Genomic DNA, 13,329 nt, shown 5'->3' on the forward strand with positions numbered 1-13,329 from the left:
CTACTTCCAACAAATTTCACTATGGCTTCAGGCAACGCGCCGAGGCGCCAGTAGCCAAAGGGACGTATCATCCCTCAACCGGCGCCTCAGCTCCAGAGGCAGAATGTATCGAACCGCGTTTCAATCCTGAGACAGCGATTCTACCAGCAAGGCGTCCACTCGCTGGAAACCGCGCGGCAGTTTGTTGCCACGACGCCCCCTTTCGCCCTTGTAGTGCTCCAGATCGTCACCCTTGAGCGAAAGCGTCCGCTTGCCGGCCTGCAGCACCAGGGTAGCGCCCGTCGGAAGAACAGCGAGGTCGGTGAGATACTCCTCGCGGCTTGCCACGCGGTCGCCCGGCACGCTGATGATCTTGTTGCCCTTGCCCTTGGCCAGCTGCGGCAGGTCGGAAACCTTGAACAGCAGCAGGCGGCCTTCGGTGGTGACAGCGGCGATCCAGTCCTGCTCCAGGTCGTTGACCGGCCGCGGGGCCATGACCTGCGCGCCATTGGGCAGGCTGAGCAGCGCCTTGCCGGCCTTGTTCTTGGCCTGCATGTCCTCGCCCTTGGCGACGAAGCCGTAGCCGGCGTCGGAGGCCAGCACGTACAGGGCATTGTCCTCCGGCAGCAGCACGCGCTCGAAGGACGCGCCCGGCGGCGGCGTCAGACGGCCGGTCAACGGCTCACCCTGGCCACGGGCCGATGGCAGGCCGTGGGCGGCCAGCGAATAGCTGCGGCCGGTGGAATCGATGAACACCGCGTACTGGTTCGAGCGGCCCGGCGCAGCGGCCTTGAAGCCGTCTCCGGCTTTGTAGGACAGACCGGTGGCGTCGATGTCGTGCCCCTTGGCGCAACGTACCCAGCCTTTTTCCGAGAGCACCACGGTGACCGGCTCGGTCGGCATCAGCTCGGTTTCCGACAGGGCGCGGGCTTCGGCACGCTCGACGATGGGCGAACGGCGGTCATCGCCGTAGGTCTCGGCGTCGGCGACCAGCTCGTCGCGCACCAGCTTGCGCAGCTTGGCGTTGGAACCCAGGATCGCCAGCAGCTTGGCGCGCTCCTTGGCCAGCTCGTCCTGCTCGCCGCGGATCTTCATCTCTTCAAGGCGCGCCAACTGACGCAGGCGGGTATCGAGGATGTAGTCGGCCTGCAGCTCGGAGAGCTCGAAGCGCTGCATGAGGACCGGCTTGGGCTGGTCCTCGGTGCGGATGATGTGGATGACTTCGTCGAGGTTGAGGAAGGCAACCAGCAAGCCTTCCAACAGGTGCAGGCGCTTCTCGACCTTGTCCAGGCGGAACTGCAGGCGGCGGCGCACGGTGTCGGTGCGGTAGGTCAGCCACTCGCTGAGCACCTGGCGCAGGTCCTTGACCTGGGGTTTGCCGTCCAGGCCGATGACGTTCATGTTCACCCGATACGAGCTTTCCAGGTCGGTGGTGGCGAACAGGTGGGTCATCAGTTCTTCGGCATCCACGCGGTTGGAGCGCGGGATGATGACGATGCGGCAGGGGTTCTCATGGTCCGACTCATCACGCAGGTCGGCCACCATCGGCAGCTTCTTGGCCTGCATCTGGCCGGCGATCTGCTCCAGCACCTTGGCCCCGGAGACCTGGTGCGGCAGCGCGGTGACGACGATATCGCCATCCTCGACGCGGTACACGGCGCGCATGCGCACCGAGCCGCGGCCGGTTTCGTAGATTTTCTGCAGGTCGGCGCGCGGGGTGATGATTTCCGCCTCTGTGGGGAAATCCGGGCCTGGGACGAAATCGATCAGGTCGGCGACGGTGGAGCCCGGGTTATCCAGCAGGTGCACGCAGGCAGCGGCCACTTCGCGCAGGTTGTGCGGCGGAATGTCGGTGGCCATGCCCACGGCGATGCCGGTGGTGCCGTTGAGCAGCAGGTTGGGCAGGCGCGCCGGCAGCACGGCCGGCTCGTCCAGGGTGCCGTCGAAGTTCGGCACCCAGTCCGCGGTGCCCTGGCCCAGTTCGGAGAGCAAGGTTTCGGCGTAGCGCGACAGACGGGCCTCGGTGTAACGCATGGCGGCGAAGGACTTGGGATCGTCCGGCGCCCCCCAGTTGCCCTGGCCGTCCACCAGCGGATAGCGGTAGGAGAACGGCTGGGCCATCAGCACCATGGCTTCGTAGCACGCCGAGTCGCCGTGGGGATGGTACTTGCCCAGCACGTCGCCGACGGTACGCGCCGACTTCTTGTGCTTGGAGTCTGCGTCCAGGCCCAGTTCACTCATGGCATAGACGATTCGCCGCTGTACCGGCTTGAGGCCGTCGCCGATGTGCGGCAGGGCGCGGTCCATGATCACGTACATGGAATAGTTCAGGTAAGCCTGTTCGGTGAAGTCGGCCAGTGACCGGCGCTCCACGCCCTCCAGACTCAGATCGAGGGTTTCGCTCATGCGTGCCTCACGGTGTAGATCGCTGGCGCAGCACCAGGGTGCCGTCCTGCTGGGTGAAATCCAGTTGTCTGAGTGCGCTCATGCCGAGCAGCACCTCGTCGCCTTCCATGCCCGGCGCGATCAGCGCCGGCACATCGGTGAGGCGGATGTCGCCGAGCTGCAGGTTGGGCAGGCGCGTGCGCCAGCCCTGGCTGCGGCCGTTGGCGGTGTCCAGGGTGATCGGCAACCCGCGCGGCAGGCCGAGCCGGTCGGCCAGGCGCTGCGGCAGGGCTACCTGGGTAGCACCAGTGTCGAGCATGAAGGTCACCGCCTCGCCATTGATCCGGCCGTCGGCCACATAGTGGCCGGCGCGATTGCCCACCAACCGCACTTCCACGGCGCCATTGGCGCGAGTCGACTGCGGTTGAGGGTTGGGATTGTGCTGACGGGTTTCCCAGGCGCCGAAATAGTGGGTGGCGAGCAGGATGCCCGCGCCCCAGGCGAGGAACATCATGACCTTGCCGACCCGCTTGCCCGGGACTGCGTCGTTCATTTGCCACCAAGCCAGCCGCCGGCCGGCGCCGCGAAGCGCAGCACGTAGGGGCGGCCATCGCCGTCGGCGCGGGCGTGTTCACCGTTGTCCAGGCCGATCCAGGCGCCCTGCTCGTCGAGGATCAACGCCTCGGCCACGCCATAAGGCAGGTCGTAGCGGCGCTCCGGGGCCAGTGCACCGGCGGCGAAGGACCAGCACAACTCCTGCGCGCCGGTCTTGGCGTCACGGCGGCAGATCTGGTGCGCCAGGCGCTCCAGGGTGAACAGCTTGTCCTTGAACAACGCGATATCGGAGAAATCGATCGGCAGTGCGCGCTCGCTGCCCAGTTCCGGTGGCGGCATTGCCGTACCGCCCTCGCTGAGCATCACGCAGTTGCCTTCGCACTTCCAGGTGCCGTTCTCGTTGCGCACCTTGAGCAGGCCACGGCGCTGGCGCTCGGCGGCCAGCCACAGCTGCTTGCCATCGGCGCTGACGGCAATGCCTTCGTAGAGCGCATTGAACTCCATCAGCAGGCCGCTGGCGCGAGCCTGGCGCAGCAGGCTCTGCGGCAGCGGCAGCCAGCTCGGCTCGCCGACGGCGGGAAGCAGCAGGACGGCCGCGTAGCCTTCGCTGACCACATAGCGGTTGCCCGCCTGGTCGCAGCTGATGCCTTCGAAGTCCATGGCCCCACCACGCAACAGCCCACCGACGGCGACCCGCGCACGGGTGCCCCAGGACAGCCCGCTTTCCGGGGCGCCCGGCACCACGAAGGGTTCGGCGGTGGCCTGCCAGGCCTTGCCCGGCGCTTCGTCGATCAGCAGTCGATAGATACGGTCGTCGTCGCGGTCGGACACCGTCCACATCTCGTTGCCGCACAGTGCGAGCCCGGAAAGGTTGCCACTGGGCATGCCCTCCACCGGATGCTCGGCGACGAACTGCAGCGACGCAGGAGCCACGGGCGCAGCCAGCGGCGCGCCAGCCTTCGGCGCCTGTTCGGGCACCTGGGCAGCGCTCGCTGCGCCGACGAACAGGCTCGTCAACAGGCAGGAGCAGGCCAGCAGCCAGCGCATCAGGCGAAGTCCGCCAGGTTGCCCTTGGTTTCCAGCCACGACTTGCGGTCGCCGGCGCGTTTCTTGGCCAGCAGCATGTCCATGATTTCCAGGGTGCCTTCGGCGTCTTCCAGGGTCAGCTGGACGAGGCGGCGGGTGTTGGGGTCCATGGTGGTTTCGCGCAGCTGCGGCGGGTTCATCTCGCCCAGACCCTTGAATCGGGTGACCTGCGGCTTGCCACGGCGCTTCTCGGCGGCCAGGCGGTCGAGGATGCCGTCGCGCTCGGCTTCGTCCAGGGCGTAGAAGACTTCCTTGCCCAGGTCGATACGGAACAGTGGCGGCATGGCGACGTAGACGTGGCCGGCTTCCACCAGCGGGCGGAAGTGGCGGACGAACAGCGCGCACAGCAGGGTGGCGATGTGCAGGCCGTCGGAGTCGGCGTCGGCGAGGATGCAGATCTTGCCGTAGCGCAGCTGGGTCAGGTCGGCCGCGCCCGGATCGACGCCGATGGCCACGGCGATGTCGTGGACTTCCTGGCTGGCGAGCACTTCGCCGCCGTCCACTTCCCAGGTGTTCAGGATCTTCCCGCGCAGCGGCATGATCGCCTGGAATTCCTTGTCGCGCGCCTGCTTGGCCGAGCCACCGGCGGAGTCACCCTCCACCAGGAACAGCTCGGCGCGCATCGGGTCCTGCCCTGCGCAGTCGGCTAGCTTGCCGGGCAGCGCCGGGCCCTGGGTGATCTTCTTGCGCTCGACCTTCTTGCCCGCCTTGAGGCGGCGGCCGGCGTTGCTGATGGCCAGCTCCGCCAGTTGCAGGCCCAGTTCAGGGTGGGCATTGAGCCACAGGCTGAAGGCGTCCTTGACCACGCCGGAGACGAACGCGGCGGCCTCGCGGGAGGACAGGCGCTCCTTGGTCTGGCCGGAGAACTGCGGCTCCTGCATCTTCATCGAGAGGACGAAGGCGATGCGCTCCCAGACATCTTCCGGCGCCAGCTTGACGCCGCGCGGCAGCAGGTTGCGGAATTCGCAGAACTCGCGCATGGCGTCCAGCAGGCCCTGGCGCAGGCCGTTGACGTGGGTGCCGCCCTGGGCAGTGGGGATCAGGTTGACGTAGCTTTCCTGCAGCGATTCGCCACCCTCGGGCAGCCACAGCAGGGCCCAGTCCACTGCTTCCTTGTTGCCGGCCAGCGACCCGCAGAACGGCTCGTCGGGCAGGCGCAGGTGCTCGGAGACCGAGTCGACCAGGTAGGAACGCAGGCCATCCTCGTAGTGCCACTCGATGCGCTCGCCGCTGGCCTTGTCCTCGAAGCTGACCAGCAGGCCGGGGCAAAGCACGGCCTTGGCCTTCAGCACGTGTTTCAGGCGGCTGACGGAGAACTTGTGCGAATCGAAGTACTTGGCGTCCGGCCAGAAGTGCACGCTGGTGCCGGTATTGCGCTTGCCAACGGTGCCGACGACTTCCAGGTCGCTGGACTTGAAACCGTCGGCGAAGGTCATGCGGTATTCGTTGCCGTCGCGCTTGACGCGCACCTCGACCAGCGTCGACAGCGCGTTCACCACCGAGATGCCCACGCCGTGCAGGCCGCCGGAGAACTGGTAGTTCTTGTTGGAGAACTTGCCGCCGGCGTGCAGCTTGGTGAGGATCAGTTCGACGCCGGGCACGCCCTCTTCGGGGTGGATGTCCACCGGCATGCCGCGGCCGTCGTCGATTACCTCCAGCGAGTTGTCCTCGTGGAGGATCACCTGCACGCTCTTGGCGTGGCCGGCGAGGGCTTCGTCGACACTGTTGTCGATGACTTCCTGGGCCAGGTGGTTCGGGCGCGAGGTGTCGGTGTACATGCCCGGGCGCTTGCGCACCGGATCGAGGCCGGAGAGAACCTCGATGGCGTCTGCGTTATAGGCGTTCTGCTGGGCCATGGGGTTCCTGCTTAATCAGTCGAAGAGGTGATGGCTTCAAAGGCGGAGAAGTCGATGTCGCGCCACTGGCTGGACGGCACGCCGGCGAAGGCCAGCAGGGCCGGCAGATGGCTGACGAAGCGCTGGAAGCTGTGATCGCCACCGGACTCGATGCGCAAGGCAGCGGCCCGGTAGTAGCGCTCGGCGGCGCGGTAATCGAGGGTTTCGTCGGCAGTCTGCAGCCACACCTGGTAGCGCGAGCCGTCGGTGGGCGTGGGGACTTCCAGTTCCGCCAGGGCGGCAACGTGGTCCAGGGTCAGTTCCCAGGTCTCGCCGCTGTAGTAGTTGGTCTGCGGGCCGAGCTGGCCGTCGAACAGCCGGTGCGGGGCCACGGCCGGGTTGATCAGCACGGCCTTCAGGTCATGGCGTTCGGCCAGATACGTGGCGTAGTAGCCGCCCAGGGAGCTGCCGATCAGCACTGGCTGGCCCAGGTCGGCAACGGCGGACTCCAGCTGCGCCATGGCCTTGCGCGGATGATGGTGCAACGCGGGCACGCGCAGTTGCTCGGCCAGGCCCAGGCGCTCCATGGCGGCAGCGAACTGGCGCGCCTTCTGCGAGCCGGGCGAACTGTTGAATCCGTGGATATAGAGGAATGCGGTCATGGGCCGGGAGGCTACAAGCTGCAAGTGGCATGCCGCAAGTGGGTCAGCGTCGCAAGGCGTTCGAAGCGTGACCGATCAATAACCCTTGATGCTGTAGTCGACTTCGAACTCGATGTCGGTCACGCGCGAAACGCCTGTCTCCACCCGACCATCGGCCATCAGCCGCAACCAGCGATAGCCCGGCGCCGGGCTGTCGACGCAGAAGTCTTCGCTGCCGGGAGTGAACTGCACGCAGGTGGACGGTGAAGCCAGCAGGCGCACGTCGCCGCGCATGCGGTCGATCTCCTGGTGCACGTGGCCCCAGAGCAGGCAGCGCACGTTCGGATGGCGGTCGAGCACCGCGAACAGGCGCTCGGGGTTGTAGATGCCTATGCGGTCCATCCACCGGCTGCCGATGGGCACCGGGTGGTGATGGAAGCTGATCAGCAGGTGCTTGTCTGGCGCGGCCTGGATGGCGCGCTCAAGCAGATGGATCTGCTCGACGGTCATCTGCCCCGGCACCGCGCCGGGAATGGTGGAGTCCAGCAGGATCACCCGCCAGGCGCCCAGGTCGATCACCGGGTCGAGCAGGTCGGTGTCGGCGGCGGCCTCGCGCATCGGCCCCAGTTCGTCGTGATTGCCGGGGAACCAGCGGGCCGGCGCGGCAATCGATGCGGTGATTTCGCGAAAGCGCTGGTAGGACTCTACCGAGCCATCCTGGGAGAGATCACCCGTGGCCAGCACCAGGTCGATCGCCGGTTGCTCCTCGCCCACCAGTCGGACGACCTGGGTCAGGCTGTCGGCGGTGTCCATGCCCAGCAGCCGGCCGTTCTCTTCGGCGAACAGGTGGCTGTCGGAAAGCTGGACGACCAGGACGGAATCGGAAGCGGTGGGCTGGGTGGGCAATGCGCCTTCTCCTGTGAGGCGGGCGTGCGGGGATTCGTGACGAAGTATGGTGACAGGCGCCCCCCTGAGCAAACCGGGAAAGCGTCACAGATCACAGTTAGGGACACGAGTCTGCGATGGACGGGCAGGATATCATGGCACGCTGCCACCACCGCCATCTCAGCGTTGCAGCACCGGCTCCAGCTCATGGCCGCAGGACAGGCAATGGCTCAGCCATTCGCCGAGGAACTGGTTGAGCTGGTTCTTCTCGTCCGGCTGGTGCATCGCCTGGTTCGGGTAGGGGTAGATCGCCAGCAGGCGGCGCGCCTGCTCGGCACCGACCACCTCGGCCATGCGCGCATCGTGGTACACCCGCACTTCCAGCTTGGGCGCAGGCAGCCAGGGCAGCCCCAGCTCCTGGCGTACCTGCAGGACCGTGGTGTACGGGCAGGCTTCGACCACGTCCAGCGCCAGCACGCCGAGCAGCCGCTCGCCTTCGCTGAGCGCCACACGGCGCGAGACCTGGGCCTCGCGCATTTCCGGCAACAGGCGCATCAGGCGCAAGTAGTTCGCCTCACAGGTCGCCTGCAACCCCGCCAGGTCGACGCGATAGCGCTCGCGCAGCAGATTCACACCCATAGCCCCCTTACCTCGGCGCGATTGAGCGCCAGCCATTGCAGGGCGAGCATGCTCGCCGCGTTGTTGATACGGCCGTCACGCACGGCCTGCAGTGCTTCCTCCAGCGGCATGACGTGGACGCGGATGTCCTCGCCCTCCTCTTCCAGCCCGTGAATGCCGGAGGCGCTGCTGCTGTCGCAGCGACCGACGAACAGGTGCACCAGTTCGTTGCTGCCGCCGGGCGACGGCAGGTACTGGGCGATCGGCCAGAGCGCGCCAAGGGTCAGGCCGGCTTCCTCCACCGCTTCGCGGCGGGCGACCTCCTCGGGCTCCTCATCCTTGTCGATCAGCCCGGCAACCAGCTCCATCAGCCAGGGATTGACCCCGGCGTCCATGGCGCCGACGCGGAACTGCTCGATCAGCACCACTTCATCGCGCTGCGGATCGTAGGGCAGTACGCACACGGCATCGTGGCGCACGAACAATTCGCGGGTCAGCAGCGGGCCCATGCCGCCGGCGAACTGGCGGTGCCGAAGGCGCAGGCGGTCGACCTTGTAGAAGCCCTTGAAGCACTGTTCGCGCTCCTGGATCTCGATATCCTGCGGGCCTGGCTTGAACGTTTCCGACATCCCGTTCTACTCCCGTTCCTACTGACAGTACGTTGAACTTCGCGCCATCCTATCGCGCCGCCGGAGCAGGCGCAGCCTCTTTCGCGGGCCGCCGGGCGGCCGGTCTGCTGTGACCGTCGCACACTGCCGGCGTTCCGCCAAAGTGGTTCATACTCACCCGCCGAACCGGCAGCACCGATGGCGGTCGAACCACTCCAATTGCCGGCGAACGTCAACGACAAGGATTCCCATGCGACTTCTGAAACTTGCCGCCCTGGGCAGCATCTGCCTGTTACTGGGGGCGTGCCAGGGTCTGTTCAAGCCCTCGCTCGACGAGCCGCTCACTGCGCGCCACACCGCTTTCGAACACGCACAGCCGGGCTGCCAGGGCGAGCAATGCCCGCTGTTCAACCTCGATACCCTGAGCTTCGACGACGAGCCGGCGCTCAACGAAGCGATCAACGCCCAACTGCTGCAACTGGCCCGCGAGGGCGACGGTGCGGCCCCCGCCAGCCTGGATGTCTACGAGAAAGGCTTCCTCGATTCGGCGCAGCCCGGCTGGAGCTCCTACCTGCAAGCGAAGATCCGCGAACAGCATGACGGTCTGGTGATCATCGAGCTGTCCAGCTATCGCTTCACCGGCGGCGAGTACGGCCAGCCCGGCCGCGCCTTCATCAATTATGATCGACGCCTCCACAAGGTGCTCACCCTGCAGGACATTCTCCAGCCCGGCCAGGAGGACAACTTCTGGAAAGTGGCGCGCATGGCGCACCAGGCGTGGATCCTGCAGAACAAGCTGGACGAGCAGGACCCGAACTTCTCGAAGAACTGGCCGTTCCAGCCGACCGAGCACTTCGCCCTGACCTTCGGCGCGCTGACGCTCAAGTACGACATCGACCGCATCGCTCCGCATTCGGTCGGGCACCCGGAGCTGAAGATTCCGTACCCGCGCCTGAACGGGATCGTGAAGACCTATTACTTCCCTGGGCGCGGGGCGCAGTAAAGGTCCGGTTCGCGAGCACGCACGCTCCTACGAAGAGCACACTCGGCGTTACCGGGTGCCTGCCGGAGCGAGCTTGCTCGCGAACAGCGTTACGCAGTAGCCGGCCCTTTCACGCCCACACGCCCCAGCAGCAGTTGCAACACACCCGCCACCACCAAAGCCGGCAGCGTTGCGCCCAGATCAGGCTGGTAGTTCGCCAACAGGTGATACACCACCACGCCGCCGCCCCAGGCCAGCAGCGAGCCCCAGCGCAGGCCATGGGGAATCGCGGCCGGCGCGCGGCGACGGAGGACGAAGTGATCGATCAGCACCACGCCGAACAGCGGGGCGAACACCGAGCCGATCAGCAGCAGGAAATTCTGGTACTGCGCAAGCGGCGCAAACCAGGCGATCAGGGTACAGATCACACCGATCGCCAGCGCCAGGTGTTCGACCTTGAGCGGCAGCAGGATGCCACTGGAGACCGCCGCCGAGTGGATGTCGGCAAAGGCCTTCTCCGATTCGTCGAGCAGGATCAGCAGCAGCGGGATGCCCATGCCCGCACCGGCCAGCGCCAGCAGCAGCGCGTTGGCATCGCTGCCCTGGGCGAACGCCAGGGTGTAGGCCACGCCCAGCCCCATCAGCCAGAAGCAGCCGATGAAGAAGCCCAGCGCCGCGCCGGTGAAGGTCTGCCCGGCGCGCTTGCCGAAGCGCGAGTAGTCGGCGATCAGCGGCAGCCAGGACAGCGGCATGGCGATGGCGATGTCGAAGCCCACGGCGAAGGTCAGCGAACCATCGCCGGCCTTGGCCCAGAGCGCCGCCAGGTCGGCACGCTGGAACAGGTCGATGGTCAGCCAGATGCACGCGGCGACCAGCAGCCAGATCCCCCAGCGACGCAGCACACGGCGCACGAAGGCCAGCGGGCCGGCGACCGCCAGCAGGGTTGCCAGCGCGCCGAATACCAGGGTCCACAGCGCAGGGTTGCTCCAGGCGCCACCTTCACCGAAGGCGCGGGTCGCCAGCAGGCTGGCCGCATCGCGCATGACGATGATCTCGAAGGCGCCCCAGCCGACCAGCTGCAGCAGGTTGAGCAGCGCCGGCAACGCGGCGCCATGGCTGCCCAGGCTGAGCTTGAGCGAGGCCATGGCGGACAGGCCGGTGTCGGTGCCGATGACCCCGGCGCTGGCCAGCAGCAGCACGCCGACCAGGGTGCCGAGCAGGATCGCGCCCAGCGCGCCGGCCAGGCCCAGGCCCGGCGCCAACAGCGCGCCGGTCTGCAGCACCATCAGGCCGATGCCCAGGGAGAACCAGAGGGAGAACAGGTCGCGCAGGCCGAGTACCCGCTGGGCGTTGCCCACGGCGGAAGTCGGTGAGTAGTCGATGGCGGTAGTGGTCACGATGCGTGCAGGGCTCGAAGGTTGGATTAGGTTTTGTTGTTTTTTGTAGGAGCGAGCTTGCTCGCGAACCGCCCAGTTGCGGAGTCGCCGGCAAAGGTTCGCGAGCAAACTCGCTCCTACAGGTATTGCACAGGCATCACACCTGCTTGTAGATCACCGAGCCTTCGTCCTTGAAGCGCGCGGCCTGTTCCTGGAAGCCGGCCTCGATGGCCTTCTGCTCGTCGGTCAAGCCGTTTTCCTTGGCGTAGTCGCGGACTTCCTGGGTGATCTTCATGGAGCAGAACTTCGGCCCGCACATGGAACAGAAGTGCGCGACCTTGGCCGAGTCCTTGGGCAGGGTCTCGTCGTGGAAGGCACGGGCGGTATCCGGGTCCAGGCCGAGGTTGAACTGGTCTTCCCAGCGGAACTCGAAACGCGCCTTGGACAGCGCGTTGTCGCGGATCTGCGCGCCCGGGTGGCCCTTGGCGAGGTCGGCGGCGTGGGCGGCGATCTTGTAGGTGATGATCCCGGTCTTCACGTCATCCTTGTTCGGCAGGCCCAGGTGCTCCTTGGGCGTGACGTAGCAGAGCATGGCGCAGCCGAACCAGCCGATCATCGCCGCGCCGATGCCGGAGGTGATGTGGTCGTAGCCCGGCGCGATGTCGGTGGTCAGCGGGCCGAGCGTGTAGAACGGCGCCTCGTCGCAGCACTCCAGCTGCTTGTCCATGTTTTCCTTGATCAGGTGCATCGGCACGTGGCCAGGGCCTTCGATCAGCACCTGGACGTCGTGCTTCCAGGCGATGCGGGTCAGCTCGCCGAGTGTTTCCAGCTCGCCGAACTGCGCCGCGTCGTTGGCGTCGGCGATCGAACCCGGACGCAGGCCATCGCCCAGCGAGAAGCTGACGTCGTAGGCCTTCATGATTTCGCAGATTTCCTCGAAGTGGGTGTAGAGGAAATTCTCCTGGTGATGGGCCAGGCACCACTTGGCCATGATCGAGCCGCCACGGGAGACGATGCCGGTAACCCGCTTGGCGGTCAGTGGCACGTAGCGCAGCAGCACGCCGGCGTGGATGGTGAAATAGTCCACGCCCTGCTCGGCCTGTTCGATCAGGGTGTCGCGGAAGATTTCCCAGGTCAGGTCCTCGGCGATGCCGTTGACCTTCTCCAGCGCCTGGTAGATCGGCACAGTGCCGATCGGTACCGGGCTGTTGCGCAGGATCCACTCGCGGGTCTCGTGGATGTGCTTGCCGGTGGACAGGTCCATCACCGTATCGGCGCCCCAGCGGATGCCCCAGGTAAGCTTTTCCACTTCTTCCTCGATGGAGGAGCCCAGCGCGCTGTTGCCGATATTGCCGTTGACCTTCACCAGGAAGTTGCGGCCGATGATCATCGGTTCCAGTTCGGTGTGGTTGATGTTCGCCGGGATGATCGCGCGGCCACGGGCAACTTCCTCGCGGACGAACTCGGGAGTGATCTCCTGCGGAATGCTCGCGCCGAAGCTCTGGCCCGGATGCTGGGCGCCCAGCAGGCCGGCGGCGCGGGCCTCCTGCAGCTTCATGTTCTCGCGGATGGCGATGTATTCCATTTCCGGCGTGATGATGCCCTGGCGTGCGTAGTGCATCTGCGTGACGTTCCCGCCCGCCTTGGCCCGACGCGGGGTGCGCACGTGAGCGAAGCGCAGGGCGTCCAGGCTGGCATCGGCCAGGCGCGACTGGCCGAACTCGGAGGTCAGGCCGGGGAGGATTTCGGTATCGCCGCGCTCGTCGATCCAGGCCGAACGCACGTCCGGCAAGCCCTTGCGCAGGTCGATGCGAACGTCCGGGTCGGTGTAGGGGCCGGAGGTGTCGTAGACCATCACCGGGGCGTTCTTCTCGCCACCGAAGGCGGTCGGGGTGTCGGCGAGGGTGATTTCCCGCACAGGGACGCGGATGTCCGGGCGCGAGCCGGTCAGATAGACCTTTTTCGAATTCGGAAACGGCTGGGTCGACTGGCGATCGAGCTGTTCAAGGCGGGTGACGTTGTTCTTCTGGGTGCTCATCCTGGCTCTCCTTGGGTTGATTGCCGGGGAGAACCTGGAACGAGAGGAGCTGCTTGCTGCAGCGAAGGGACGCATCCCGTGAAGGGCTGGGGCCGGGGCGGAATACGCCGCGGGATGCGGTCTTCTTGTTCCCTACGCGGGTGCTAACCCGATCAGGTTCAACGGGATCCGGAACTATCCGATCTCAGCCCCTCGCAATGGGGCACCCCGACAAGAACGCCCGCAGTCTAATCAAGTGGACAGGGATTAGCCAATCGCCGTCCGACAGAATTCCTTGCGACCTCCTACAGGCAGCTACACTCCAGCCTCGGAAGGCTCGTACGAACGTGCCTTGACCGCCA

The 13,329-nt window shown here is 66.3% G+C and carries 11 protein-coding genes and 1 riboswitch; of the genes, 1 reads left to right on the plus strand and 10 read right to left on the minus strand.

The features are described 5' to 3' along the window. Positions 1 to 120: 120 nt before the first annotated feature. The 8 genes from parC to A9513_RS21900 form a co-directional block, all read right to left on the minus strand. Positions 121 to 2,385 carry a DNA topoisomerase IV subunit A gene (gene parC / locus A9513_RS21865; protein WP_065085577.1) on the minus strand — a complete coding sequence of 755 codons (2,265 nt, stop codon included), beginning with the start codon at positions 2,383 to 2,385 and terminating at the stop codon, positions 121 to 123. A gap of 7 nt (positions 2,386 to 2,392) precedes the next feature. After that, the gene (locus A9513_RS21870; protein ID WP_024764305.1) at positions 2,393 to 2,917 is read right to left on the minus strand and encodes a TIGR02281 family clan AA aspartic protease; all 525 of its coding nucleotides are present in this window, start codon (positions 2,915 to 2,917) and stop codon (positions 2,393 to 2,395) included. Next, positions 2,914 to 3,966: an esterase-like activity of phytase family protein gene (locus tag A9513_RS21875; protein WP_065085578.1), complete on the minus strand. Its 1,053-nt coding sequence runs from the start codon at positions 3,964 to 3,966 to the stop codon at positions 2,914 to 2,916. The genes A9513_RS21870 and A9513_RS21875 overlap by 4 nt, the downstream gene beginning before the upstream one ends. Further along, positions 3,966 to 5,861, minus strand: a complete 1,896-nt coding sequence (gene parE / locus A9513_RS21880) for a DNA topoisomerase IV subunit B (RefSeq protein WP_065085579.1) — start codon at positions 5,859 to 5,861, stop codon at positions 3,966 to 3,968. The genes A9513_RS21875 and parE overlap by 1 nt, the downstream gene beginning before the upstream one ends. A gap of 11 nt (positions 5,862 to 5,872) precedes the next feature. Beyond that, positions 5,873 to 6,502: a YqiA/YcfP family alpha/beta fold hydrolase gene (locus A9513_RS21885; RefSeq protein WP_024764303.1), complete on the minus strand. Its 630-nt coding sequence runs from the start codon at positions 6,500 to 6,502 to the stop codon at positions 5,873 to 5,875. Positions 6,503 to 6,577: 75 nt separating this feature from the next. Continuing rightward, a complete protein-coding gene (cpdA, locus tag A9513_RS21890; RefSeq protein WP_024764302.1) occupies positions 6,578 to 7,387 on the minus strand; it encodes a 3',5'-cyclic-AMP phosphodiesterase in 810 nt (269 codons plus the stop codon). 159 nt (positions 7,388 to 7,546) lie between these two features. After that, entirely contained in the window at positions 7,547 to 8,005 is a 459-nt protein-coding gene (locus A9513_RS21895) for a DUF1249 domain-containing protein (RefSeq protein WP_024764301.1), read from the minus strand. Further along, positions 7,996 to 8,613 carry an NUDIX domain-containing protein gene (locus A9513_RS21900; protein WP_038803343.1) on the minus strand — a complete coding sequence of 206 codons (618 nt, stop codon included), beginning with the start codon at positions 8,611 to 8,613 and terminating at the stop codon, positions 7,996 to 7,998. Before A9513_RS21900 ends, A9513_RS21895 begins: the two co-directional genes overlap by 10 nt. Before the next feature lie 229 nt (positions 8,614 to 8,842). On the opposite strand from A9513_RS21900, the gene A9513_RS21905 reads away from it, so the two are divergent. After that, on the plus strand, positions 8,843 to 9,595 hold the full coding sequence (locus A9513_RS21905) for an RsiV family protein (RefSeq protein ID WP_024764300.1): 753 nt from the start codon (positions 8,843 to 8,845) through the stop codon (positions 9,593 to 9,595). 89 nt (positions 9,596 to 9,684) lie between these two features. On the opposite strand, the gene cytX is transcribed toward A9513_RS21905, so the two are convergent. Continuing rightward, positions 9,685 to 10,971, minus strand: a complete 1,287-nt coding sequence (gene cytX / locus A9513_RS21910; protein WP_024764299.1) for a putative hydroxymethylpyrimidine transporter CytX — start codon at positions 10,969 to 10,971, stop codon at positions 9,685 to 9,687. A gap of 136 nt (positions 10,972 to 11,107) precedes the next feature. Then, positions 11,108 to 12,988, minus strand: coding sequence for a phosphomethylpyrimidine synthase ThiC (thiC, locus tag A9513_RS21915; protein WP_024764298.1), 1,881 nt, complete (start codon positions 12,986 to 12,988; stop codon positions 11,108 to 11,110). A gap of 112 nt (positions 12,989 to 13,100) precedes the next feature. Beyond that, positions 13,101 to 13,208, minus strand: a riboswitch (TPP riboswitch). Positions 13,209 to 13,329 lie beyond the last annotated feature (121 nt).

This window comes from Pseudomonas sp. AU12215, from assembly GCF_001675465.2.
Taxonomy (GTDB): Bacteria; Pseudomonadota; Gammaproteobacteria; order Pseudomonadales; family Pseudomonadaceae; genus Pseudomonas; species Pseudomonas nitroreducens.